Raw genomic sequence first — 24,930 nt, forward strand, 5'->3', positions numbered from 1 at the left:
AACGGACTTCTTTCTCTCGCACTGCTCATGGCACGTCGACGCACGCGTGTTTGGGATCGGACGCGCGCCTGGTGACGACTGCTACGGTAGCGATATCCACGCAGTTCCTGCCACTCGCAGCGGGAAGGGTTACGGTCGTGTCCGCCGTGGTGCCGTTCTTGTCACCGCCCGGCCCCGTGGCCGAGTAGGAGTACTCGACGGTCGCCGACGAGGTGTTCTCCGGCGCGCTCCACGTCCATGTGATCGTCCCGTCGGCGTACTCGCCGACCAGGTCGGAGACGACCGGGGGCGGCTGGCCGACGGGGTCGGCGGTCTCACTGCCGGTGCTGGGCGTCTCGGTGCCGGGGATGCGGTTGACGCTCCCCTGCTGGGTGAGGATCGCGGTGATCAGGCCCGCGGTCACCAGCGCGCCGACCAGGAAGAGGATGAGGATGGTCGCGAAGGGCGTGCGCTTGGAGCGCTCTGGCGCCTCCTGCTTCTTGGCCGACTCGGGGGCGGCCTCGGCCCCGCCGGTGTGCTCGACCTCCCAGGAGTCGGCGACGGGGGCGGCAGGGACCTGGTCGCCGAAGTCGTACTTCAGCGCCCGTATCCGGGTGCCCTCGGGGTCGATGCGCACCGCGCCGCGCAGGCGGGTCTTCGCGTCGATGGCGTCGCTGGTCAGGCCGAAGACCGCGTTCGTCTTCGACTCCTTGACCTCCATCTTGGTCACGGGCAGGCCCATGGCCCTCTGCACGCTCTGGAGGCCCTTGCCGAACGCTTGGGCGGAGGGCGTGCGCTTGTCCGGGTCCGTGTTCAGCGCTGCGCGCAGGACGTCCTCGAGCTCCGGCGGCGCGTCCGCCCGGCCGAGGGAGCGGATGCGCCCGCGCTGGACGCGCATGGCGATGCTGGCGGCGGAGTTGTCGCCGATGGGGTCCTCGAAGGGGCTGCGCCCTGTGACAAGGGTCCATGTGGTGGAGGCCAGCGCCCACACGTCCTGCTGGGGGGTGGCGGGGTTGGAGGCGTCCTGCTGCTCGGGGGGCGCCCACAGGACGGAGAACCCGTCGAACGCGCCCGCTTCCAGCTCCCCTTTGGGGGAGGCGACGCCGAAGTCGGCCAGGACGGGCTGGCCGTAGGCGTCGAGCATGATGTTGGAGGGCTTGATGTCGCGGTGGACGTAGCCCTGGCGGTGGAAGACCTCGACGCCGCCGCAGATCTGGATCATGAAGTCGAGGGCGCGGTCCAGCGCCATGGGCTTGGCGCGCACCTGGGACAGGACGTCGGCGACGGGGCAGTACTCCATGACCAGGTAGGCCCGCCCATCCGATGTGGTGCCGACCCCGTGCAACTCGACGACGGCGGGGTGCCCCGCCAGCAGGGTCATCGCATCGGCCTCGCGGTGGAGTTCCTCGGTCCCCCGCGCGTCGCCCAGGGCGCGCACGATCTTGATGGCGACATCGCGCGAGGGCAGCGCCTGGTGGTACAGGTAGACATCGGCGAAGCCGCCCATGCCCAGGGGGCGCACGAAGCGGAACCCGGGGATGGCGGGGCCCGGCACTGCCATGCCCGCGGTGCTCATCCCCGTTCCTTCCTGCGCCGACGGGCCTCGGCGGCGTTGCGGCGCACCGAGCGCAGTGAGAGGGCGCGGCGCGCGCGCTGGATCGGGCCCACCGTGCGGCGCACTTGGGCGCGCAGGGAGGCGAAGTCCTTCCAGGCGGCGTTGACGTGCTCGCGGGTCGCGCCATTGTGCGCGAAGTTCGCGATGTCCGCGCGGCGGGCGATGGCGACGGCGGTGGGCACTTCCTGCTCGAAGGGCGTCCACCCGGCGATGACGGCCGCGTTGGGGCCGGAGGGGGCGTCCACCAGGTCGAAGGCGTTGGGCTCGACGATGTCCTGGTCGCCCGACCACTGCCGTGACAGCGACCATGCCGCTTCCTGGCGCGTCTGTCCGGCCTCGACCCAGATCCCGGCGTCGGCAGCCAGGTCCACGACCTCGTCCCAGGATCCCAGCAGGGCGGCGGCTGGCTCTGCCCGCCTGCGCCTGCGCCTGCGCAGGGCCTTGTACACGATCACGCCGATCACGGGGCCGACGAGCAGCAGGAACAGGCCTGTGCCGCCCAGGATGAGGCCCCACGGCAGCGAAGCGCCGTCGGGTTTGTTGGCGTCGGCGTTCTGGTCGCGGACGTTGGGGGGCAGCTCGACGGGGGGCTTGGGGGGGTCGGGCGGCTGGAGCACTTGCGGGCGCGGGACCGTCTTGGGCTTGGGGACCTGGGTCTGCGGGGTCCTGTCGCGGGGGGGCGTCGGGTCGAAGACCCCCCACATGCCGTCCTTGAACTCGACCTCCACCCACACGTGCAGGTCGGCTCCGAGCAGTTTCACTGCGCCGCCCCGGTTATGGCCGTCCTCCCCCTCGGCCGGGTAGGCGCCCATGACGACGCGGGCGTTGATGCCCTTGGAGTGGAGCATGAGGGCCATGAGCGCCGCGTACTGCTCGTCGTCCCCGATGAGTTCGGGGGCTTTGAGCATGCGCTCGAGGCGGTCGGTGCGCACACCCGGCCTGGATTGGACGCTGTTCTCCTGGAGGTAGAAGCCGGTGTCGGAGAGGTAGTGCTCGATGGCGCGCGCGGTCGCCAGGGGGCCGTCCGCGTTCTCGGTGGCCTTGGCGGTCAGGGCTTCGAGCCCCTGGGGGAGGTTCTTATCCGAGTTGGTGAAGGACGCGGCAGGCAGGTTCTCCAGCTCGCCGTCCGTCGCGGCGTCGACGAAGGACGTTTCGACGGTGTAGGCCATCTGCGGCGAGGGGCTGGTGGTGAGCGCCGTGTTCGCCCATTGGTCGAAGTGGAGGCCCTCGCGGCGCGCGTCTGCGGCATCGCCGGTGAAGACGATGTTCTCGGGCCGTCCGAGGACGGGGACCCACGGGCCGCGGAGCTTGTCGGTGGTGACGCTGATGGACGCGGAGGCGGTTCCCAGCCTCCCGGGGATGGCGGTGCCGACGGGGATGTAGCCCTCTGAGGCGGACTCGCCGGCGACGGACATGCCGAAAGTGGTCCCGTCGTAGACGTCCATCGCCGCGATCCGCACGCGCTGCCCGTCGGGCAGGTCGGAGACGGTGATGAGGGCGTCGTCCTTGAGGTCGGTGGAGTAGTGGCGGAAGGCGGACAGCGGCGACGGGTACGTGCGCACGTCGAGGGGCGGGTCGACCAGGTCGCGCCCGACGACGCGCCCGGGCAGGGGCGACAGCGCGATCGTGACCGGAACGGCGACGGCGATGCCCGCGGCGACTATGGTGAGCGCTCCAGCGACGCGGCGCCCCGCGTAGACGGTGGAGCGCATCCGCCCGCCCGCTCCCCTTGCCGCGGGCGCGGGGGCCGAGTCGGCGCGGCCCGCCAGGACGTCCTGTCCGAGGCGGAGGCGCTGGCGCTGGGCGGCCCACGCCCACCAGCCCACGAGGACCGCCCACCACGCGGCGACCGCCCATGCGGGCTGTTCCTGACCGCTGGGACCGAAGAAAATGGCGACGAGGCCCATGATCCCCATGGGCATGGTCCCAGCGACCGGTCGTCCGAGGCGGATGGTGATGAGGGAGGAGAGGGTGCCCGCGAGCAGTCCTGTGATCCACGGCACCACAGCGGGACCGGAGTAGGTGGAGATCGGGGGCGTCAGGGTGAGCAGGTCCTTCCAGCTGCGCCACACGCCCAGGACCAGGACTTGGAGGGTCTGTCCGGTGGGCACGAACCCGTTGGCCAGCGTCTGGGGCAGCGCGGCGTAGCCGCCCAGCAGCAGGTAGACCGCCGCCACTGCGGCGAGCGTGCTGAGCAGGTCCCAGCGCCACCGGCTGGCGGCTGTTCCGATCGCCAGGCCCGCGGCCGCCCCCGCGCCCGCGGCGAGGAGTCCCTGGCCATTGCCGAAGACGGGCTCGAAGGCCAGGGTCGGGCCGGCGGCCAGCACCGCAAGGACGAGGACCGACCACCCCGGCAGGGAGGGACTGGGCCGCCGCAGTCTCTCGGTGAAGCTGCGCAGGCGCGCGCGCGTGGTCCTGGCGTTGCCGTAGCGCCCCGAGGGCACCGCGCTGGCCGCCCAGGCGACGTTCTCGCCGGGGACGGGGGGCGGGGGGACGTCCTCGTCGGCGACAACGCGGTGCATGCGTTTCCGCGTGTTCTCGATGGATTCGCTCACGTCAAGCCTCCGGCGATGATCAGCCTGGGCAGGTCCTTGAGAGTGGGGCAGTCGAGCAGGATGCCGCCGCCCACGGCGCTCCTGCCCCGGGCGGCGGAGGGGTCGATCCGGACGATCGAGGCGGGGACGTCCACAGGCGTCAGGCGGGACAGGCGCGCGGCCTGTTCGTCAGTGGTGGAGGCGGGCACGACGACGGTGACCGCGGAGGCGCCGGGGCGGTCGTCGATGACTTCGCGCACGCGGCGCAGGAAGTCCCCCCTGGGCGCGGTTCCCAGCTCGGCGAGGGCGTCGAGCATCCGCATGGCCGAGGTGGTGGGGACCCACTCGGAGGCGGTCGCCAGGGACACCGTCCGGGATTCGCGCAGGTTGGCCAGCCCCAGGGACGCGACAGCGGAGACCGCTGTCTCGAAGGGGTCCTGCTCCCAGGAGCCCTCCGTGTTGTCGAGGATGACGAGGTGGTGGGAACGGTGGGTCTCCTCGTACTGGCGGACGATGAGTTTGCCCAGGCGCGCGCTGGACGCCCAGTGGACGGAGCGCTGGTCGTCGCCGGGCTCGTAGTCCCGCAGCGCGTGGAAGGACACGTCGGAACTGGACAGTTTCGCGGTGACGACCCCTTCGATATCGACTTGGAAGCCGGTGGCGTCGAAGGGGACGCGCACGGTCCGGGGGTGGACGTGCAGAACGACCGGCTCCCCCCATTCCCGGACGCGGCGGACGAGGCCGAGGGGGTCGGTGCGCACGGAGCGCGCGGGGCCCACCTCGATGACGCCCCGCCGTTTGGAGCCGACCAGGAAGATGTCTTCCCATTTGCCCCGGGCGCGCAGCGGGGGGACCACGAACTCCCCCAGGCCGGTGCCGATGGGGAGTTCGATGATGCCGGTGCGCGCGGAGCGGGCGCTTCCGTTGATGACGGTGAGCTGGCCGACGGTGCTCTGACCGGCGACGATGTGCTTGTTGGTGATGTCGATGGCGACGATGTGCGGGGGGCGCCACGCTACGCGCACTGCGGCGATGACGATGACGATCAGGCTGGCAGCTGTGATGGTGGCCGCCTCGGACCACTGGAGGGTGAGGCCGACCACGACGGACAGGGCGACCAGGGTGAGCAGCGCCCAGCCGGTGGGCGTCACGATGGACAGCCCCCGGCCGAGTGCGCGGACGACTCCCCTCACCGGCTCTCAGCTCCCGAGCGCGGGCGCGGAGACGCCGGTGAGCGCGCGCGTGATGATCCCCTGGGCGGTCGCCCCGGAGAACGCGGCGTCGGGGTCGACGACGATGCGGTGGCCCCAGACGGGCACAGCGAGGGCCTTGATATCGTCGGGCAGCACGAAGGTGCGCCCTTGGGCGGCGGCCCATACGCGAGCGCAGCGGACCATGCCGATGGCGCCGCGGGTGGACACGCCCAGCAGCGCCGACTCGTCCTCGCGGGTGGCCTCGGCCAGCGCCGCGACGTAGTCGAGGACGGCGGTGTCGGCGAAGTTGCCTGCGACGACGCGCGACCAGTGGTCGATGTCCTTGCCGCCCACGACGGGGCGCAGCAATCGGGAGCGGTCGGGGGCGGCGGAACCTGCCAGGACTTCGACCATCGCGGTGCGGGAGGGGTACCCGACGGAGGCCTTCATGAGGAAGCGGTCGAGCTGGGCCTCGGGCAGCGGGTAGGTGCCGGCCTGTTCCACGGGGTTCTGGGTGGCGATCACCATGAAGGGCGTGGGAGCGGGGCGGGAGACGCCGTCAACGGTGACCTGGCCCTCTTCCATGACCTCCAGGAGGGCGGACTGGGTTTTCGGCGAGGCGCGGTTGATCTCGTCCGCGAGGACGATGGAAGCGAAGATGGGGCCGGCCCGGAAGACCCACCGGCCGTTCGATTGGTCGTAGATGTTGACGCCAGTGATGTCGGAGGGCAGCAGATCGGGGGTGAACTGGATGCGGGAGTGGGAGCCGTCGATGACGGCGGACAGCGCCCTGGCCAGGGCGGTCTTCCCGGTTCCGGGCGCGTCCTCGAGCAGCAGGTGCCCGCCCGAGAACAGGGAGGTGAGCGCCAGGCGCACGACCTGCTGCTTGTCCAGGACGGCGCTGGAGATGGCGTCGACGAGGCTTTTGAAGACCTGTGCGAATTCACCCGCCTGTTCGGTCGAGAGCGTCATTCATATCCTTCCTCGAGGAATAATTACCAACAAAGTATAGGTGCTGTGGAGCCCTCAGTCATCCTCCACCCAGCAACTGGTCACATGCCGGTCCATGCCCGCGAAAGCGCCCGCTGAGGTCGCCGAAGTGGGCAGGCCCGTCACCGTCCAGTTCCCCTTGGCGTCGAGCCGCACCTTGCGGCGCTTGTGCTTGAGGTCCTGGTAGGTGTACACGTAGCACGTGAGCGTCGCGTTCTGGGAGAACTGGTTCGCCCTGGTCGCGGAGATCCTGAACGTCCCGCACTCCGTGCCCCAGCAGTCCGCCCGTCCTTCCCAGGTCTCGTCGATGTACTGGGGGTCCTCCTCAGTCCACACTTCCTCCTCGACGGTGCGCTCCGCACCCGAGGAGTTCGTCAGCGTGACGACGACTGTGTACTTGTTCAGCGGGGCGAGGCCGGAGAAGACGGCCGAGGTGGGGGGCGGCGAGCCGTACTGGGGCGCAGCGCCCCCCTCCTTGATCGAAGCGTGCGCCTTGACGATGTCGGCGCCTCCGGGGATGTTCCACGACGCTTTGATGCTCGTCCCATCGGCCTCGACCTCGACCTTGAACTTCGGCACCTTGTCGGCCTTGGGAGTCCCTGTGGCCGTTGTGGCGGGAGAGACGACCTTGGTCGCGTCGATTGCGGTGGCGGTCTGGCAGAAGAACAGGGTGACCGGCGCGTTGGAGGCGCCCACCGCAATGACATCCCGGTCCGCCACCTCGTCGCCGTACGCGCACGCGGCTTCGGAACGCCCGTAGCGCAGGGTGAGCTGCCTCTCCTCATACCCGTTGCCGGGGACCTTGGCCAGGCCCACGACTTGCAGTTCACCGGCGTTGCCGGTGGGCTTGAGGACGGGCGTCGTCGGGGGCAGCGGGTTCTTGACCAGGGTGGACACGCTGATCGACGCCGCACTCGAGTACCCGTCCGCATTGACCACGGTGACCGTGATGGTGGCAGAGCTGCCAGAGGGCACCGACACCTCCTTCTGCGTCGCCCCGGCGCTGACCGGGTACAACTGGGAATCGACGGACACTGTGCCCTTCGCCCAACCGGAGGAGTGGTGGGCTCCCAACTTCCAGGTCACGTTGAAGCGGGTTGCGCCGTTGCCGGCTGCCCCTACCACCATCGCTTTCAGGTCATGGGGCGCGTCTGGGGGACCGGAGGGGGTGGCCGTCCCAGTGGTCGGCGTGGAGCGCCTGCCGTCCCTGTCGATCGCGATGACTGAGACCGTGTAGGACACACCAGCGGTCAGTCCGCTCTTGGTGTAGGAGAGCTGGGAGGCGGGGACCACCTGCGTGCCGCCGTTGGGGCCCGTCAAGGTCACCTCGTAGTTCGCGATGCCGCTGCCCTGCCGTTCGGGGGCCTGCCACCTCGCGGTGAGGCTCCCGCTGCGCGCGTCCAGCTGGAGGCCTGTCACGCTGGACAGATCGGACCCGAAGTTGAGCGGCTTCGACGGGGCCGAAGGATCCGAGTCGCCCTTGTTGGTCCTCACGACGACCGTGAAGGAGTGGATCCCCGGATCGAGCGGGGAGACGAGGCAGGGCATTTCCGGCCCGCAGTCGTAGACCGTCCTCGTGTTCACGTCGGTCGCCCGGTAGCCCAGGACGACGGCCCCGTACAAGTTGCCGTTCGTGATGTAGAGGCCGGCGGCCCCGACCCCCTGGGCGCCGCCCCGGTTCTCCGCACGGACACTGACGGGCGGAGAGGGCTTGGACCGGTTGACCTTGACGGTAATGGTGTTCGCGACCGTGCGGCTGGCGTCCCCGGGCGAGTCCGTGATGCTGTACTGGTAGGTGAACTCGGCCTGGTCCGGATCGGGCGTGATGGTGACGGAAGTCCCGCTCCATGTCACGGAGGCCCTGCTCCCAGCGGCGATTCCGGGACCGGGGTTGACCACCTGGACGGGGCCGATGGCGCCGATGACGTTCGCGGACGCCACGTCCACGGTGACCGACTCGCCGGCCTCAACAGTGCGGGTGATGGCACTGACCTGCATCTTCGGCTTCGTCGTGGAGACGACCTCGACGGGGACGGACGCTTGGACGGGGCCGGAGCCGTCATCGACGCTCACCACGATCGAGCCCGCCGAACCGGTTGCCGTCCCCGCGGGGGCGGACACCGTCAGCACGGTCCCGGAAACGGAGGCGGAGACGCTGTCCGGCTTCGAGACAAGGGCGTATGTGAAGTCCCGGGGGTTGGCGCCGTCGGGGTCGGTGACCGCGAGCGCCAGGTTCTGCGTGACGGGTTCCTCCCCCGCACCGACCCGGACTGGCGTGGGCGTCAGCGTGGGCTGCTGGTTCGACGAGGGGCGGACGATGAAGGTCAGGGACAGCCTCGAACTCAGCGCCCCCGAGTCGCCGGAGGGCCCGTCGGAGACGTCGAGGGAGACCGTGGCGCTGCCCGAGAAGCCCTCGCGCGCATGGACGTCCACCGAGCCCTCCCCGTTGGCCGCAGCCTGGTCGATGCCGTTGGAGGAGGCGATGGCCCCGCCCTCCAACAGGCGAGCCGAGCGCCCGGGGCGCACAGTGGTGTAGTCCGCCAGGGCCAGGGTCCGGCTCTCGCCCGCCTTGATCTCGATGGGCATGCTGTCGGATCTGACCGTCGGCGGCGTGGAGTCCAGTCCGGGGACCGAGACGACCGCGGAGTTGGACAGGGAGTCGGAGTCCGTCACCGTGTAGACGACCAGTCGCCTGCTCGCCTGCGGGGTGATGAGCAGATCCTGGCCCTCGACGACGACGCCCGGGTCGGAGGTGGTGACCACCAGATCGGACACGCTGCCGTCGGGGTCCTCATCGTTCTCAGTGACCCGCACGCGCGCGGCCGAGCCGTCGGAGGGCAATTTGTCGAAGGAGAGGGCGTCGTCGCGGGCGATGGGCGCTTTCAGGGGCGCGTTCGCGGAGACGTAGGCGGTCAGCTGCCCGCGGGAGCTGCCGCCGCGCCCGTCGGAAACAACGTAGGACACCAGGTAGGTGCCCTCGGCCTCGGGCGTCGTGATCGTCACGAAGTCGCCGGAGGCGGTGGGCGCCAGCCTGGGGTCGGACGCCGTCAGGCCGTCCGCGTCCAGGCTGAGGGGGTCCCCGTCGGGATCCACGTCGTTGGCCAGGACGTTGACGGACACCTGGCGGCCGGGGCGCACCAGGACGGTGTCGGGCACGGCAGCGGGGTTCTGGTTGAGGGAGGCGGGGGGCGCGATGCCGACGCGGACCCGCGCGGTGCCGCGCGCGCCCCGGCGGTCCTCGACCACGTAGGTGAAGACGTCGGTGCCCGAGGTGCCCTGGGCGGGCGTGTACTCCAACCAGGAGTCGTGCACCACCGCCGTGCCCTTGGTGGGCTGCTGATCGGTGCCGACCAGCCACACGGAGTCGCCGTCGGGGTCGACCCCGGCCAACGGCACGGGGATGCGCGTCGTCTGGTTGCTGGCCGCCCACGCCGTGAGGGCCTTGGGCCTGGGCGGGTTGTTGGCCTCGGAGTCGGGGACCACTTCGAAGGTGACCGTCGAGGCGGCGGTGTTCCCGGAGGAGTCGATGACCGAGTAGACGACGGACAGCGTGCCCGGGGTGTTGCCCGCCTCGATGCGGACCTCGTTCCCGGTGACGAAGGGGGTGCCGACCGAGGGGTTCGCCTCGTAGTTCAGGGTGGGCTCCACGGAGAGGCTGAGCCCCCCGGGCGAGCGGTCGTTGTCGAGGACTGAGGCGGTGCCGACGTCGCCGACGCGCACCTTGACGTTGTCAGGCTGTAGGACGGGCGGCAGGGAGGAGTTCGTCTCGGAGCCGGGGATGACGAGCACCCGGGCCGTGGCCGAACCGTAGCCGTTGGAGACCGTGTAGGTGAAGGACACGGACTCGTCGATCCCCGCCGGCGCGCTGACGCGCAGCAGGTGGCGGTCCAGCAGAGCCACTTCGAGCCCGGAGTTGACAGGGACATCGACGGACTGGACCACTAGGACGCCGCCGGAGGGGTCGGTGTCGTTGCCCAGTGGCGCCACCAGCACCGATCCGCCCGCGGGCAGGACCGCCAGGTCGTCCTCGGCGATGGGGCCGGAGGACTCGTCCGCGGGGATGACGTCGACGCGGATGATGCCGATCTTCTGATCGACGCCGTCGGTGACCGTGTAGCTGAACTGGTAGGTTCCGTGGGCGGTCGCCGTGAAGTCGATGGTCCCGACCTCCAGGTCGGGCAGGGCGGTGACCGAGGAGGGGGCAGAGATCCCGGCGAGCCGCAGGGGGTCGCCGTTGGGGTCCGTGTCGTTGGCCAGCGGGTCCAGGGTGAGGGTCTCGCCCTCGCGCGCCACGTAGAAGTCGGCGTTGGCCGACGGGGGCTGGTTGCCGGGCTCCTGCACGTCGACCTTGAGTGTCCCCGTGGCCTGGGCGCGCCCGTCGGAGACGGTGAGGCCCACGGTCTTCTGGCCCGCCCCCGCGCCGAGTTCGCGGATCTGCAGGGTCCCGTCCTCAGCGAATTGGACGGAGAGGCCCTCGGGGGCCTGGGCGTCCTGGAGGAAGAACTGGTCGCCGTCGGGGTCGCGCCAGTCGCCCAGGACGTTGTACTGGATCTGCGCGCCCTGCCCGATCTTGACAGTGGGGACGACTCTCTGCGTGGGCGCGGCGTTCTCGCTCCACGGGTGGACGGAGACGCGGACGGTGGCGGAGTCGGTGTCCTGCCCGTCGGACGCCTCGTAGGTGAAACTGGTCGACCCCGTCTGCGAGTCGGCGACGTCGGTGATCTGGAGGGCGCGCCCTCCCCGCGAGGAGACGACCGTCCCGAAGCCGGGGGTCGAGGTCGCGCGCGCGGTGAGCACGTCGCCGTCCGAGTCGGAGTCGTTGTCCAGGACGGTCAGCAGGGTGGAGCGCCCGGGACGGACGCCGAACTCGTCGTCCTCGGCGTCGGGCGGGGTGTTCTGCTCCTTGCGCTCGGGGTCGGCGACTTCGTCGATGAGGTCGGTGGTCTCCTCCTCCTCCTCGGACTCGGCGAGCTGCTGCTCCACTTCGTCCCAGTTGTCGACGATGACCATGTTCTCGTCGGGCAGCCACACGGATCCGAGGGCCACGTCGTTGAGGACGATGGCGGAGCGGTTGGTGCGGAAGACGACTTCGCGCGCGGATTTGAGGGTGTCGACGACGTCGTTGGTGTCCTTGCTGGGATCGGCGCACGAGCGCAGGTAGGCGCCGCTGCCGGACCAGGCGCCGTAGGCGCAGCCCATGTGCCACACGGGAGCGGCGGGGCTCCCGCTGGCGCCCGTGTCGATGACGGAGGGCTCCCCGCCTTTGAGGGGCACTCCGACGAGGCCCGTGGGAGTGGCCAGGTAGACGGAGTCCGCATCGGCGCCGGGCTGTTGGAGCACAGCGCCGGGCGCTATGCCGTAGTCGGTGAGCCTGTACGCCTGACCATTCGGCAAGTACAGAATATTGCCCGTGGTATCGAATGCGACTGGACGATTGCCGACTGCTGTCATCGCCAGCGTCGCTGCGGGGTCGATCCCCTTGATCCGGGACTTACTAACCGACTGGACGGTTCCTTTTGGTGCGACAGTGACCAGAGTGCCGTCCGAGGCACTGAGGGAGAACGCGGTGCCATCGACGGCGACCGTCGAGGCGCCAGCGCCCTCGCCACTATCGAGCGCGGCCCCGTCCCCCAGGTCCGCAGCGGTCGGGCCCTTCGCACTGGTCACCCAGAACGTCCCCTCGGCGGGATTGTAGACACCGAGGGTGTCCCCGCCCTGCGTGGCGACCGCCCCCGAGGGGAGCGGGGTCGCGGAGCCGAGCGCCACGGCGGTGACGTTGATCGGGGCGATCGTCGAGGTCGCCTGGTCCGTCATGGTGACCGTCTCACCGGCCTGCCCGATGTCGAAGTTCGCGGAGTCCGTCCGCAGGGCGCCGTCGAGGATGCGCGCGTCGTAGTTGAGATGGCCGACCATCTGTTTGGATTTGTCGATGACCCAGATGCCGCCGTCGTCCACGTCGACGTGGGTCACCTCCATGCCCTTATACAAAAGGCCAAGAACTGATACAAACAGCACCATAGTGATGACAAACAGCGCAGGCATCCGGCGCTTTATGCCTCTCACAGCGCATCCCCACCTTTCATCACGTGCCGCTGGTCGGATTTCAGGCCCGTCTCCCTAGTGTCGCACGAGTCGTTACTCCATAGAGAGTTGCCAGGTAAGCGTTCCGGGCCGGGGTACACACTAATTAACACAGGGTCCCGCTGCCATTCGACGAATCCGACCACTGCCCATCATGCCGGAGCGAGCGCGCCCCCGAGACGGACTTTCGCCCCGACCACCAGCCACAACGGGAGTGAAAGCAATCATATAATGAATTGTCTCACCATGCGGGATCCCGGGGCGCAGCGCGCGGGGCCCGGACCCCTTGGGCACGCGGAACGAGGAAGAGGCAGGAGGAGGAATGAAGAGGATCGGGAGCCGGGCCCGGGCGCAGGGGCGGCGGCGCGAGCCGCCCCGCCGCCCGCACGTCCCTCACTTGCCCAGGGTGAACTCCCGGGTCACGTTCTTCACGTTGGCGGCCTCCGCCTCGTTCTCGATGAGCAGCGTCAGCGTGTAGCCGCTGAGGGAGCCGCCCCCGGACCCCGTCTTCGGGGCGACCGTCCACGAGGAGTAGTACTCGCAGCTGGCGTCGGTACACAGGTCGATGGAGCGGTCCCCGACCCGCCAGTTCGTGGCGTTGGACATCAGGGGGGCGATGCTCTGGTCCATGACGACCGTCTTATCGTCCTTGAGCTGGAACTTCGCGCCTTTCGCCGAGGGGTCGTCGAGGACCAGTTCGGCGCCGACCACGGCATTGACCTGGTTCGCCTCGGTGAGGATCTTCTGCTTGTCCGCCTCCGACGCCTGGTCCATGCGGCTCTGGTAGTCCGCCTTCGTCCCGGCGCCGAGGTTCTCGAGCTGGTCGAGGGGCTTGCCGGAGGAGACGCCCCCGCCGAGCTGCGCGCACGCCGCCAGGGCGCAGGCCGCCGCGACGGCCGCGAGCGCGCCCCCCATCCGCTTCACGTGAGTCCCCATCTTGCCACCCTTTCGTTGATCGGTTCCACTGAGGATTCTACAGACTCCGCATCCTTTCCGGTATTACTCCGACTGCGGCTGCCATGCTATCTGCGCTCGGAAGAGGCCGGAGTTGCGCGCGACGACCTGCGCGCGCCCCGGCCGCGACTGCACGGCCTTCACGCGCCCGATGACCGCCCCGTCGTCGGGGCTGCCCGACAGGATCAGCCCTGTCCCGCCCAGCTCGCGGAGCTTGGTGACGAACCTGTCGCTCATGATGCCACTGCCCGTGCGGCGGGCCAGCACCATGTGCAGGCCGACGTCCCTGGCCTGGGCGAGCAGCGGGTCGAGGGGCTGCAGCATATTGCTCATGCCGCTGGACAGCATCTCCGCGTCGTCGACGAGCACCCAGACCTCGGGGCCGGACCACCACGAGCGCTCGCGCAGCTGGGCGACGGTCACGTCCTTGCCCGGGGCGCGCTTCTTCGTGATCGCGCCCGCGATCGCGCGGAGCTCCCCCTCGATGTCGTCGTTGAGGGACAGGTACGCCAGCAGGAACTCCTCGGGGATCTCGCCCAGCAGGGAGCGCCGGGGGTCGACGATCACCAGTTTCGCCGTTTCGGGCGTGTTGGTCCGCATGATCTCGTGCGCCATCAGGCGGATGAACGCGCTCCGCCCCGATTCGCCGTCGCCGACGGCGAAGATGTGCTGGTCCTTGAGGGGGTCGAAGACCAGCGGGCCGAGGCGCCGCTCCTCGACGCCCAGCACCAGGCACTTGTCGTGCAGCGGGACCGCGGGCTTCTCCAGGGGCGCCTCCTCGACGACCTCCCCTTCGGGGGCCGCCGCCCGCGCGGCTGCCGCCTCCTCGGCGAGGACGCGGGCGTACTCGGCCTCCAGCTCGGCCATCGGGCGGCTGAGCTCGGGGATGGCCGCCAGCAGTTCGCGCACCCCGACCCTCTCGGGCAGCAGCCGCAGCCGGGGGGCGTGCATGCCCCTCGCGGCCGCTTTGATCGTGGTGATCGACTTGCGAACGCCCTCGCTGAGGGTGCCGGGGTCGCGCTCCCCGTCGATGCGCGGCAGGGTCAGCAGCATCTGATGGGCGTCCATGTCCAGGCCGCGGCCGGGGCGGTCGACGGGCACGTTCTTCTTGGCCTGGCGGTCGATGATCGAGGCGGACTCGTCGTCGACGCGCAATTCGATCTTCGTCCCGAACAGGGGCTGGATGTCCATGCGCAGGTCCAGCCAGCGGCCGGCGGCGACGACCAGGTGGACACCGAAGTTCAGCGCGCGCTCCATCATGCGGCCCACGCGCCTGTCCTCGCCGTCGTACTCCTCCTTGAAGGTGGCCCACCCGTCCAGGATGAGGAACACGTCGCCGTAGCCGTCGTCCGCCTCGCCGGCGGCGCGCATGCGGCGGTAGTCGCTCATCGTGTCGATGCCGTTCTTGCGGAAGTACGCCTCGCGGTCGGCCAGGATCGCTTCGATCTCGGCCAGCATTCGGGTGGCGCGCTCGTTGTCACCGCGCGCCGCGATGCCCGCGATGTGCGGCAGGTTGCGCATGGAGGAGAAGGTGCCGCCGAAGTCGAGGACGTAGAACTGCACCTCCAGCGGGGAGGCGGTGAGGGCCAGGGACATGACGAGGCTCCGCAGCGCCGTGGACTTGCCGGTCATGGGGCTGCCGACCACGATGCCGTGGCCCTTGGCGCCGGAGAAGTCGTACTCGAGCGGCTCCTGCTTCTGCTGCCGCGGCAAGTCGACGGTGCCCATCGGGATGCGCAGCGGGCCCTTGCCCCGCCACGAGGGGGAGATGAGTCCGAGGCGGGGGTCCTCGGCGAGGTCCCCGAAGAGCATGTCCAAGGTGGGGGGCGTGTCCAGGGGCTCCAGCCAGATCTTGTGCGCCGCCAGCCCGTGCCCCTCCATGCGCTCGACGGCGATGTCGAGCTGGCTCATATCGGCGTACTGGGAGAAGTCGGGCGCGGCCTCCTCGGCCTGCGGGACGGGCGCGGCGCCGGGCGCCGGTGCCGTGCCCGGCGCGGGCGAGGCCATCTGCCCGCCTTGGCTGGCCTGCTGGGCGTGGTGGGGGGCGGGCAGGGCGACCCTCTCGATGACGACCGCGTCGTCGGTGTCGACCCGGTCGACGGAGAAGGGGAGGATGTGGCGCTCCTGCTCGTCCTCGGGCGCCTCGGCGTCCACGGCCTTCACGGCGTCGCGCGGGGGCGCGGCCACGTACGAGGCGCGGAAGCGGACCATCTCCTCGCCGCCCGCCAGCAGGTACCCGGAACCGGGCAGCGGCGGCAGTTTGAAGGCGGCGTCGGAGCCGATGATGGAACGGGACTCGGCCGCGGAGAAGGTCTTCAGGCCGATCCGGTACGAGATGTGCGACATGAGGTCGCCGGCCTTCGTGTCGATGCGCTGCGAGGCGAAGAGCAGGTGGACGGACAGCGAACGGCCCAGGCGGCCGATGGCCTCGAAGACCTTGATGAAGTCCGCGTGGGCGACCAGCAGCTCTGAGAACTCGTCGATGATGACGAAGAGGGCGGGCAGGGGCGGGCCGTCGTGCTTGCCGGCGCGGCGGGCGTTCTCGTACTCCTCGACCTTGGCGAAGTTGCCGGCGGCGCGCAGCAGCTCCTGGCGCCTGCTCATCTCGCCCTGGAGGGCCTCCTCCATGCGGGCGACCAGGAAGGACTCCTCCTCCAGGTTGGAGATCATGGCGGAGACGTGGGGCAGGGTGTCCATGCCCGCGAAGGTCGCGCCGCCCTTGAAGTCGACGAGGACGAAGTTGAGCTGGATGGGGTCGTGGGTGAGGGCCATGGCCAGGACCATGGTGCGCAGCACCTCCGATTTGCCCGAGCCGGTGGCGCCGATGAGCATCCCGTGGGGGCCCATGCCGTTCTTCGCGGACTCCTTGATGTCGATGATGATGGGGTTCCCGGACTCGGTGAGGCCGAAGGGGACGCGCAGGTACTCGCGGCCCTTGCGGTGGCGCCAGCGCTTGTCGGGGTCGAAGAGGCGCACGTCCCCCAGGCCCAGCAGGTCCATGAGGTCCGAGGACGCCTTCTTCTCCGACTTGTTCGTGATCGCCTGGGCCATCCCCTCGGTGAAACGGGTGAGGCGGCGGGCGACAGCGGTCGCCTCGGCGATGCCCATCTGGTCCGGGCGGTACATGACGGGGGTGACGTCCTGCTGCACCACCTGCCCCAGCGGCATCACCTCGGCGGTGCGCTTGCCGTCGACGACCTTGTCGCCCTTGCCCCGGCGCAGGATGAGCCGCAGGGTGGACGGATCCTCCAGGTCCTCCCACGTCGTCCTGATGACGACCCGGGTGAGGCTCTCCATCCCCTTCTCGGACATGGGGATCCAGTTCGACGGGTACTCGGCGCCGTCGACGACCAGCAGGATGTGGGGGCGCGGCCCGTGGCCGGCGCTCTCCTGGCGGAACTCGCCGCGGGTCTCGACGCCGGGGCCCATGAGCTCGTCGAGCTCCTCAGCGCTGGTGGAGACCATCCGGGCCGGGCCGACGGCGTCCTCGACGTCCTCCGAACGGCAGTGGGGCAACCACTTCACCCAGTCCCACATGCCGATGGTCTCCTCGCCCGCTAGGACCGCGATACGCAGGTCCGCGGGGGGGACCATGACGGCCAGGTGGGCGATCATGGCGCGCAGTTGAGCCTCGGTGAGGGCGCGGGGGCCGCACAGCTCGACGGTGAGGAACTGGTCGAGGTAGGTCGCGAAGGGCGCCAGCCCCAGGTTGGACTGGACGTCGACGAAACGCGCGACGGCGGACTGGCAGACGACGTCCGGGTTCGCCAGGACGCCGAGCTCGGGGGCCTTGAGGGTCTTCGAGAGCTTCTGCTGGGCCAGCCCGAGGCGGACGTTGAGCAGCCCGACGTTCTTGGTGCGCCGCTCCCACACGCGGGCGCCCGACTCGGCCAGCAGGACCAGGGAGTCGGGCTCGGGCAGGGTGTACTGCAGGTACTGGTAGTGCTGCTTGGCCAGGTCGCGCACGAGGCGGCGCGTGTCTGCCAGGTAGGCCAGGTACTCGCCGCGCATGTCGGCGACCTTGGTGCGGTAGGCGCTCACCTGGCGGTACATCTGCGTGCCGACCATGGCGACCATGGCGAAGACCATCGCCCCCGCCATGAAGAGCATCCGGGGGTTGTTCGACTGGGAGAGGGCCATGAAGGCCATCATGCCGACGGATCCGAGCATGGGGACGACGGAGGTGAGCAGGTTGGAGGCGTTGGGCGGCTCCTCCCGGTCGGGAGGGGGCTCGAGGGCGAGCTCGCCCTGCGGCCGTGTGGGGATGTTCTCCTCCACCGGCTCGGGCTCTTTCTTCTTCCTCGCCAGTCTGGCCATGTCTCCTCCGAATGCCCTTTTTTACCGGTTGATTATACCCGCCCGAGCCGTGGGGCCCCTGCGGCCCCAGTGGGAGGACTGGGGCACGGGCCGCACTGGCACACGCCGCCGCACACGTGAAAGAATACACGCAGCGGCGAATCCTAACCGTATGTCATGAAGGACAGGAGAAGAGGAGACGTGTCAGATCTGCTGGTTCCCTTCACGCTCCGCCTGCCGGACGCCTCCTTGCGCGATTGCGCGGCCGCCCAGGGGACCCCGTTGTCCGAGGCGCTCCACTCGGTGGGCGTGGATCCGGCGTGGGTCCACCTGTGCCGGGTCTCCGGCTCGGAGGTGAAGCCCACGGACCGCGTGGGCTTCGAGGTGGCGGCGGGCGACGTCATCATGTTCGTCGCGGATCCCTCCGCGATGCTCTCCCACGGGGGCTGGCCCTTCCGCGACCCCCGGGCCTCCTCCGAGGAGGAGGCGGAGCGCTCCGCCCGCGCGCGCGCGGTGTCCGCGGGGACCCTGGTGGGTTCCGCACTGGCGGTGGTGCTCGTCGAGGTCTTCGTCCTGGCGAGCCCCTTCGTGTGGGGGTGGCAGCCCGATGTCTTCTCCCGTTTGGGCGTGGGGGCGCTGAGCGTTTTCTACTCCCTGGCCCTGGGGTACATCGCCCCGACGTGGGCCAGGACGGAGTCCGTGGCGGTGGCCAGCCTGGTGTTCGCCCTGGCGTGCCTGCAGATCGTTCCGGCGGACAACCCGGTGGGCTCCGCCGTCGCCCCCATAATCGTGACGTGGGGCGGTTTGCTGTACTGCCTGACCTACGGAGTGCGGCGCGTGGAGGGTGTGGACGACGCCGTCTCGGTCCCCCGGGCCGCGTGGGCGGTGGCCACCGCGTGCTCCACCCTCATGATCCTGGGGAACTCCCTGGTGGCCCGTCCGGCGTTCCTGGCGGTCGCCGTGGGGGCCGTGCTCGTGTGGCTCTCTCCCCAGTTGACGGTGCGGGCCGGGTCCTTCGTCCTCATCGACATCCGCGAGGTGATGACCGTCGCGCTGCCGGGGCGCCAGCAGGAGCCGCCGAAGCCGAAGGCCATGAACGTGCGCGCCTCGCAGGACGCGTACACGTCGGCGCGGGTGCGCTCCCACGTGGTCGTCGCCCTGGCGTGCGTGCTGTGCGTGCTGGGCGGCCTGGGGTCGGGGGCGTACCTGGGAACGCAGGAATGGCACGGGCGCGCCGCCCTGGCGACTGTGGTGGGCGGCGCCCTGACCCTGGCCCTCGCGGCGCGCGGGCAGCGCGGTGCCACCCGGACGCTCCTGACCGTCGCCTCGGCCGCCTTGGTCTCGGCCGTCGCGGCCTCAGCAGGTGTGGCGGCGGGCATCCCCGGGGGTTCGGCGGTCCTGCTGTCCTGCTCGGCGTTCCTGCTGGTGGCGCTCTTCCCCGTGCGCGACGGGCGCGCTAAGAAGCCGGCGCCCTCGCCCCTGGCAGGGCGGATGCTCGATATCGTCCAAGCGTTCACCATGATTGTGGTGCTGCCGGCGTCGGTGTACGCGTCGGGGCTCTTCGACGCGATCCGCCAGGCGGTCTGAGGCCCCCGCCGCGTCCCTTCTTAGAGCACGCGGTGTCGCCCGCGCGAGCAGATGCCGGGAAACCGCGTGCGCGCGTCGCCGACGTGGGGACGGAGGGCGGCGGGATTCCCGGGCCCTCTAGCGCGGTTTGTAGGCCACGATCCCCGTGTCGTCTTTGAGCAGCACGAGTCCGGGGGCGCTCAGGAGCGGCCAGTCGAGGTGGTCGTCGCTGATGGAGCCCATGTAGGCGCCGCTGGTGAGGTCGACGAAGACGGCGTTCCCTATCACTAGGACTTTCCCGCTGTCGCTGATGGCGAGCTGCTTCTGGAGCACGCCCCCCGAGTCGCCGAGCGTGAATGCCCTCTGATTGTTGTCCCTGGTGAGGTCGAGGTCTGTCGTGGTGCCGCCGGGGGCCTGGTACACGATATTCCCGCAGTCGGTGGGTGTGAGGGTGCCCCGGGTCGCGCTGATGTCGCCGTCGCGGTAGAAAGCGGTGGCTTGGGCGAGCGTGGGGGTGCGCGCCCACACGGGTGTGGTGGCGTTGGAGCACTCGCTCTTGCCCCGAGTGGACAGCGGCCAGTAGGTGGCGGCGAAGGTTCCCGCGGACTCGCCGTCCGCCGTGAACGCGGTGATCGCGGCGTCGCCCTGGCAGGCGATCAGCCAGCCGTCCGATGCGGCGGCGTGCCAGCAGGAGTCCCCGGACCCGTAGGTGGCGCTCTTGGTCTCGCCAGTCGCGGTGTTGACGAAGGCACTGCGCCCGGCCCCCGCGTCGAGCCGGATCCACGTGTGCCCGCCGGCTTGGGCGGTCCCGCGCAGCGTGTAGGAGGACAGTCCTGTGGAGGCGGTCCACAGCTGGGTCCCGTCCGCGGTGTGCGCGGAGCACTCCCCTGTTCCGGGATCGCAGGCGACCAGCACCAAGTCGGGTGTGACGACCAGGTCGTTGCCTTTGGTGCGGCTGCTCTTCTCGGACCGGAGCCAGCTGATGGACGCTATGTCCCCCGTGTCGCCGTTGATGGCGTACTCGTCGATGAAGAGGGTGTTGCCGACCCACACGCCCTTCTCCTCGGCGCCCAAGTCCGGTTTGTCGTTGTCCTGCACGGTGTGGGACCACAGTTGTCGGGGCTGGTCGCCGCTGATGTCCCACCCTTTGAGGGTGCTCTGCCACGTGTTCGCGCTCTGGCTGGTGATGACGAGGGCGCCGTTCGTGGCGTATGCGACGCGGTAGTTGAAACTGCCGCTGCTCCACGCGGGTTCCTCGATGGTCCACGCACTGCCGATTCCGTTGATCCAGTCGTCGGATGGGGTGATGGCGTCGCCGGGCGCGCGGATGTCCCCTTGGATCTCCCAGGGGACGCGGTCGGTCTTCTGGATGTCGGACGCCTGGAGCGCGGGGTCGTTCTGGCGCTGCTGATTCGACGAGTGGGCCGACCAGAAGAGCAGGCATGCGACGACCAGGAATGGGAGGGCGACGACGATTCCAATGATCATGGGCCACTTCCTGCGTCTGTTCCTGGGCGTCAGGGGCGTGGAGTACATGCCCATGCCCGCATGCGCGGGGGCGGTGCTGGGTGCTCCGCGCCACGCCCCTTGCGCACCCGGCTCTTCCTGGGGCCAGGACCCGCCTGTGGTGGGCTGCCCGCCGGATTGCCACTGCCCGTTGGACGGGTCGGACGGATTCGATGGCGTGGTCATGCTCTCACTTCCTCACTGCCGATGTTCCTGTGGTCCCGAGTGCCCCGCGCTGCTACTGGTCCTTCTTCTTGTGGTAGCGGGGCGAGGTGCCAAGGGCGGAGCGGTCCGGGTGGGCGAGCGCCACCTGCGCGTCTGTGCCCCGGTACACGTAGGAGGAGTCGCTGTCGAAGACCGACTGGGTGCCCAGCACCCCATCGCGGTAGTCCGCCACAGTCTGAGCACTGGGCTCAGTACCCGGGAACTTGTCGAGGAGGGGGTTCTCATCGGGGAACTGAGTCGGATCCGTCTTGTCCAAACCATTCGGACTGATCAAGGGCTGGCCCGTGGACCCCTTCGTCGCCGTCTTCACCAACGACTGCACCACCTGGTTCCCACTCGCCCCGGGCCACCGCTGCATCGTAACCGCCACAAAACCCGCAACAATAGGAGTCGCATACGAAGTTCCCCAAGCATTCACGAGTTTCCCCGTTGGAAACAGATGCATCACGGTCTTGTCACCAGGGGCGAGCACGGCAAGCCCTTTCCCGTAATTGGAGAAAGACTGCATGTTCCCATTCGAATCCGACGCACCCACACCCACAGTACCATTCACAGAAGCCAACGAATCAGGAGGATCCTGAGCCCCATCATTCCCAGTACCAACCACAACAACCACACCACGCGCAACAGCAGCAGCAATCGCCGTACGTTCCTCGTCAGTGGTCTTCCCCCCGCCCAGTGAAACCGACACCACGCGCACACCGTCGGCAACCGCCGCGTTGACCGCATCCTTAAGGCCAATGCCCTTGCAGTCGGCATTCTCATCTGTTGAGCTCTCAGTGGGGATAGCGTAGTTAATAATCTCGGCTCCGCGCGCCACACCGTAACCCCGCGCGGCCAAGATCGACACCACCGCAGTCGTGTGCGAACGCCCCTCATCCGACTGAGTGAAAGAGCACATCTGCTTCACGGTGACGTTGGCGCCCTGCAACTCAGGCACACTCGTGTCAGCTGGCCCCTCGATCACGCCGATCTTAATGCCCTTGCCCGTGAAGCCAGCCGCCACCTCGTTCTCAATTCCCAGGGGACCCACATACTCCTGTGTCGTGATCTCATCAACCGCACGAGCACCAGGCGCACCCCCCACGCACAAACCCACAACCACGCCCAACGCCACCACAACGCGGGCAAGGCCCGCGCCGACGCACACAACGCCGACGCGGGCCCTACTCTGATGAGCCATTCTCACAGCCCCCATTCGTCCAGGTCGACTTCGAAGACGACGCCGTCGTCCTCAGAGCCCGGGCCGTGGGCGGGGTCCCACACGGGTCCCGTGTCCTCGGGCTGATCGGAGAACAAACCCGAGAAAACACGGCGCTTCTTCTTATCATCACCAGCCCCACCGGCACCCGCACCGGCACCGCCCATGCCCATCATGCCACCAGTACCACCGCCAGCGCCCTTCAGGCCAGCGGCGCCCTTCAAACCAGCGGCACCGGCGCCCTTGAGACCGCCAGCGCCCGACCCGGCCGCGCCCGGGGCGCCGCCCGCCAAGAGGCTCTTCGCGCTCACACCGCCAGCGCCCCCCAGGCCCTTGAGGGCACTGGCCGCACCGGCACCGCCAAGGGCCCCCAGGGTGCCTGCGGACGCCGCCTTGGACACGTCCGCCACGCTGGAGGGGATCTTGTAGGAGGGGTCCCACCGGGGGTCGGAGTAGTTCGTCGCCGACGGCGGGGTGTACCCATCGACGAGCCCGTTGGGGGTCACCGTCTGGTTCATCGGGCGGTCCGTCAAGCCCACGCCGTTGAGGTCATTGACATTGGCGGTGGGGGGCGGGTCCTGGGGGCCGCCGGGCTTCTGGAAGCCCTCCGACATCCAGTCCTTGCCCTTCGCGGCGTAGGGGTCGACGTCGGAAGTGCCGTAATTCCCCCCCGCGCCCCCGAGGCCCCCGGTGTCCCCACCGCCGAGGCCGGCGCTGGGGTTGGAGCCGCCTACGCCGCCGACTTTATTCGGGTCGCCGATCCCGGGCATTGTGGTACTGGGATTGGGCGGCGTGCCATCGTCATGGCCACCGCCAACTTCCCCCCTCTTTTTTCTGGGGTCCGTGGCGGTGTTCATGCCCTCGGCGCCCTTGGTGAGCTGGGCGTTCATATCGTCGAGGACCTTCTTGCAGTACTCATCGCGCTGCTTGTCGCGCTCCTTGCCCAACCAACCCCAGAAGGTGTCCGCAGCCATCTTCGTGAGATAGCCGCCGATGGGAACAGTGACGGTCGACGCGACATCCATCGTCTTCTTGAGTATTTTCTCAGCAGGAGAATAAAGCTCCGGCGACACATTCGTATTGAACAGGTCGCGCGCTTGGCGCATCACCGCCCGCGCCTGGCCCACAGTCTGATAACCCGAAGTCAACTGCTGCTCAGTGGTCCTCAGATCCTTGCGGAACTTCTGTGCCCACTCCGTGATCGCCGCGCGCACCTCCTGGGACTGGAACCCGTTGTTCTGCTCGTACTGCGTCACCAGATCACGGCACTTCCGGATCTTCTCGACAACGGTGTTATACCCCTGCTCATCAGCAGAATCGTTGTAATCCAAATCCGCGACCGCCTGCAAACGCTGGAACGGCGTCGCATCCGAGGGGGGCGAAGCCGGGGTCTGCTTATCGAAGGGGCTCGGATCCCCCGCCTTGCACTGGTACTGGTCGTCACTCATGTTTACTCCTATTCCCTGCTCACCATATGGTTAGAACGACATGTGGAGCTCAAAAGCCACCTCAATCCGCGCCCATACCACTGCCATCAAAACCCGACCCGCCACTGGAGCTCCCGCCCCCCTGGAGACCGGATCCGGCTGCTGCGGACGCCGCTGCGGCGCCGGCCGCCGCCGCCACCGTGGTGCCCCCCGCGCTCGCCACACCAGTCTCAGACCTGGCGGCCTTGCGGAAGCTCTCGGCGATCTCCTCGTCGTTCTGCTCGTAGTTGGCCACCTGGTGCTGCGAGTTGCTCAGCATCTCACGCAGCTGGGTGATACGGGTATCCAGGTTCGTCGCCGTCGCCTGCAACACGTCCTTGTACTTGCTGCTGATCGCTGCGGGGCCCTGCTCGTACCCCCACTTGCGCACGGTCTGCTCACGGGAGATCGTGTCGACGCCGTCGCTCTGCGCGCCCTCCAGCTCGCCCACGCCGCCCTCGGTCTGGCTCCGGGCGCCATTCTCCTGATCCGTGTCGATTCCGCCAGTGCCCGGTGATCCTCCAGCCATCGGCCCGCTCCTTTCAAATCGGTAGAATTTAAAACTCAGTATAGCGTCAAAGTCGGCCAGTTCCCGTTGTAGAAGACCGTCTTACCACCGTTCAAGGAGGCCTTGTCCAGCCCTTCCTGCGCCTTTCTCAGCTGTGGGTGCAGCTTCAAGAACCACGCGCTCACGGCGGCGACCGCTGCGGCGAGAGCCGCCTTGAGGACCGCGACCACCGCCGCCCACACCGCGGGCGCGGCGGGGGTGGCGGGGGGGATCAGCGACGCGGCAGCGGCAGCGACGCCCGCGATGAAGGTACCGGCGGCGACCGCCATCGCCCCCGCGAATACCATGCAGCCGTCGTAGGCGTCGTGCAACGCCGTGGCCAACGTCTGGTAGGCGTTCGAGAGCTCCTCGCACGCCTGCCCCTGCAGGTCCGTGTGCTCCGTGTACGCCTTCGCGCCATCGCCCTCCCAGAAACGCTCCTTGCGGCCCTCGAGCTGGCTCAGGAAGCCCTGCGAGACACCGGCGACCGGGACGGCGACGCGCTGGGTGAGGTCGTTGCCCGTGTCGTCCAGCTTCTGGGCGGACTTCAGATCCTGGATGATGAAGTCGACCAGGTCGTGGAGGTACTTGACGACCTGCTCAACCCCTTTCAAAACCGTTTTCACGATCTCGATAAGCGCCTGGAGCCCGGGCAAGGGCAGTTTCTGGATCAGGCCGAGCGCCTTGTTCGCGGTCTCGACGAAATTGTGGACGGTCTCGTTCGCCGAGTTGTTCCACTCCTCGAACTTCGCGATCATATCCGCAATTGACATTGCC

Annotated in this window: 13 protein-coding genes; 1 reads left to right on the forward strand and 12 read right to left on the reverse strand. The window is 69.1% G+C overall.

All coding sequences use genetic code 11. From position 1 onward, the window contains the following. Window positions 1-25: 25 nt before the first annotated feature. The 7 genes from G447_RS0106160 to eccCa all read right to left on the reverse strand — a co-directional run bounded on the left by G447_RS0106160 (window position 26) and on the right by eccCa (window position 17,663). Window positions 26-1,555, reverse strand: a complete 1,530-nt coding sequence (locus tag G447_RS0106160) for a serine/threonine-protein kinase (RefSeq protein WP_026430426.1) — start codon at window positions 1,553-1,555, stop codon at window positions 26-28. Then, window positions 1,552-4,149: a transglutaminase TgpA family protein gene (locus G447_RS0106165; RefSeq protein WP_026430427.1), complete on the reverse strand. Its 2,598-nt coding sequence runs from the start codon at window positions 4,147-4,149 to the stop codon at window positions 1,552-1,554. Before G447_RS0106165 ends, G447_RS0106160 begins: the two co-directional genes overlap by 4 nt. After that, the gene (locus tag G447_RS0106170) at window positions 4,146-5,321 is read right to left on the reverse strand and encodes a DUF58 domain-containing protein (RefSeq protein ID WP_005869330.1); all 1,176 of its coding nucleotides are present in this window, start codon (window positions 5,319-5,321) and stop codon (window positions 4,146-4,148) included. Before G447_RS0106170 ends, G447_RS0106165 begins: the two co-directional genes overlap by 4 nt. Before the next feature lie 6 nt (window positions 5,322-5,327). Beyond that, window positions 5,328-6,293 carry an AAA family ATPase gene (locus G447_RS0106175; RefSeq protein WP_026430428.1) on the reverse strand — a complete coding sequence of 322 codons (966 nt, stop codon included), beginning with the start codon at window positions 6,291-6,293 and terminating at the stop codon, window positions 5,328-5,330. A gap of 54 nt (window positions 6,294-6,347) precedes the next feature. After that, entirely contained in the window at window positions 6,348-12,287 is a 5,940-nt protein-coding gene (locus tag G447_RS0106180; RefSeq protein ID WP_051226262.1) for an Ig-like domain-containing protein, read from the reverse strand. Window positions 12,288-12,785: 498 nt separating this feature from the next. Beyond that, window positions 12,786-13,328 carry a hypothetical protein gene (locus G447_RS0106185; protein WP_243441548.1) on the reverse strand — a complete coding sequence of 181 codons (543 nt, stop codon included), beginning with the start codon at window positions 13,326-13,328 and terminating at the stop codon, window positions 12,786-12,788. 63 nt (window positions 13,329-13,391) lie between these two features. After that, a complete protein-coding gene (gene eccCa / locus G447_RS0106190) occupies window positions 13,392-17,663 on the reverse strand; it encodes a type VII secretion protein EccCa (RefSeq protein ID WP_026430430.1) in 4,272 nt (1,423 codons plus the stop codon). A 180-nt stretch (window positions 17,664-17,843) separates the two neighbouring features. On the opposite strand from eccCa, the gene G447_RS0106195 reads away from it, so the two are divergent. Then, window positions 17,844-19,229 carry a hypothetical protein gene (locus tag G447_RS0106195; protein ID WP_005869328.1) on the forward strand — a complete coding sequence of 462 codons (1,386 nt, stop codon included), beginning with the start codon at window positions 17,844-17,846 and terminating at the stop codon, window positions 19,227-19,229. Between the two features lie 117 nt (window positions 19,230-19,346). Here the strand turns inward: G447_RS0106195 and G447_RS0106200 are convergent, their stop codons facing one another. The 5 genes from G447_RS0106200 to G447_RS0106225 all read right to left on the reverse strand — a co-directional run bounded on the left by G447_RS0106200 (window position 19,347) and on the right by G447_RS0106225 (window position 24,926). After that, a complete protein-coding gene (locus tag G447_RS0106200) occupies window positions 19,347-20,696 on the reverse strand; it encodes a PQQ-binding-like beta-propeller repeat protein (protein WP_243442324.1) in 1,350 nt (449 codons plus the stop codon). 256 nt (window positions 20,697-20,952) lie between these two features. Then, the gene (locus tag G447_RS11185) at window positions 20,953-22,137 is read right to left on the reverse strand and encodes a S8 family peptidase (RefSeq protein ID WP_341532732.1); all 1,185 of its coding nucleotides are present in this window, start codon (window positions 22,135-22,137) and stop codon (window positions 20,953-20,955) included. After that, the gene (locus G447_RS0106215) at window positions 22,125-23,588 is read right to left on the reverse strand and encodes a hypothetical protein (RefSeq protein ID WP_026430433.1); all 1,464 of its coding nucleotides are present in this window, start codon (window positions 23,586-23,588) and stop codon (window positions 22,125-22,127) included. The genes G447_RS11185 and G447_RS0106215 overlap by 13 nt, the downstream gene beginning before the upstream one ends. Window positions 23,589-23,649: 61 nt before the next feature. Continuing rightward, window positions 23,650-24,135: a hypothetical protein gene (locus G447_RS0106220; RefSeq protein ID WP_026430434.1), complete on the reverse strand. Its 486-nt coding sequence runs from the start codon at window positions 24,133-24,135 to the stop codon at window positions 23,650-23,652. A gap of 35 nt (window positions 24,136-24,170) precedes the next feature. Then, window positions 24,171-24,926, reverse strand: coding sequence for a hypothetical protein (locus G447_RS0106225; protein ID WP_131295700.1), 756 nt, complete (start codon window positions 24,924-24,926; stop codon window positions 24,171-24,173). Window positions 24,927-24,930 lie beyond the last annotated feature (4 nt).

It is taken from the genome of Schaalia georgiae DSM 6843, from assembly GCF_000429245.1.
In the GTDB taxonomy this organism is placed as follows: Bacteria; Actinomycetota; Actinomycetes; order Actinomycetales; family Actinomycetaceae; genus Pauljensenia; species Pauljensenia georgiae.

Bases quoted from the DNA above. Each gene is read 5' to 3' on its own strand.
- G447_RS0106160 (WP_026430426.1), bottom strand. From the start codon at position 1,555: ATGAGCACCGCGGGCATGGCAGTGCCGGGCCCCGCCATCCCCGGGTTC.
- G447_RS0106175 (WP_026430428.1), bottom strand. From the start codon at position 6,293: ATGACGCTCTCGACCGAACAGGCGGGTGAATTCGCACAGGTCTTCAAA.
- G447_RS0106180 (WP_051226262.1), bottom strand. From the start codon at position 12,287: ATGGAGGTGACCCACGTCGACGTGGACGACGGCGGCATCTGGGTCATC.
- G447_RS0106185 (WP_243441548.1), bottom strand. From the start codon at position 13,328: ATGGGGACTCACGTGAAGCGGATGGGGGGCGCGCTCGCGGCCGTCGCG.
- eccCa (WP_026430430.1), bottom strand. From the start codon at position 17,663: ATGGCCAGACTGGCGAGGAAGAAGAAAGAGCCCGAGCCGGTGGAGGAG.
- G447_RS0106200 (WP_243442324.1), bottom strand. From the start codon at position 20,696: ATGATCATTGGAATCGTCGTCGCCCTCCCATTCCTGGTCGTCGCATGC.
- G447_RS11185 (WP_341532732.1), bottom strand. From the start codon at position 22,137: ATGGGGGCTGTGAGAATGGCTCATCAGAGTAGGGCCCGCGTCGGCGTT.
- G447_RS0106215 (WP_026430433.1), bottom strand. From the start codon at position 23,588: ATGAGTGACGACCAGTACCAGTGCAAGGCGGGGGATCCGAGCCCCTTC.
- G447_RS0106220 (WP_026430434.1), bottom strand. From the start codon at position 24,135: ATGGCTGGAGGATCACCGGGCACTGGCGGAATCGACACGGATCAGGAG.
- G447_RS0106225 (WP_131295700.1), bottom strand. From the start codon at position 24,926: ATGTCAATTGCGGATATGATCGCGAAGTTCGAGGAGTGGAACAACTCG.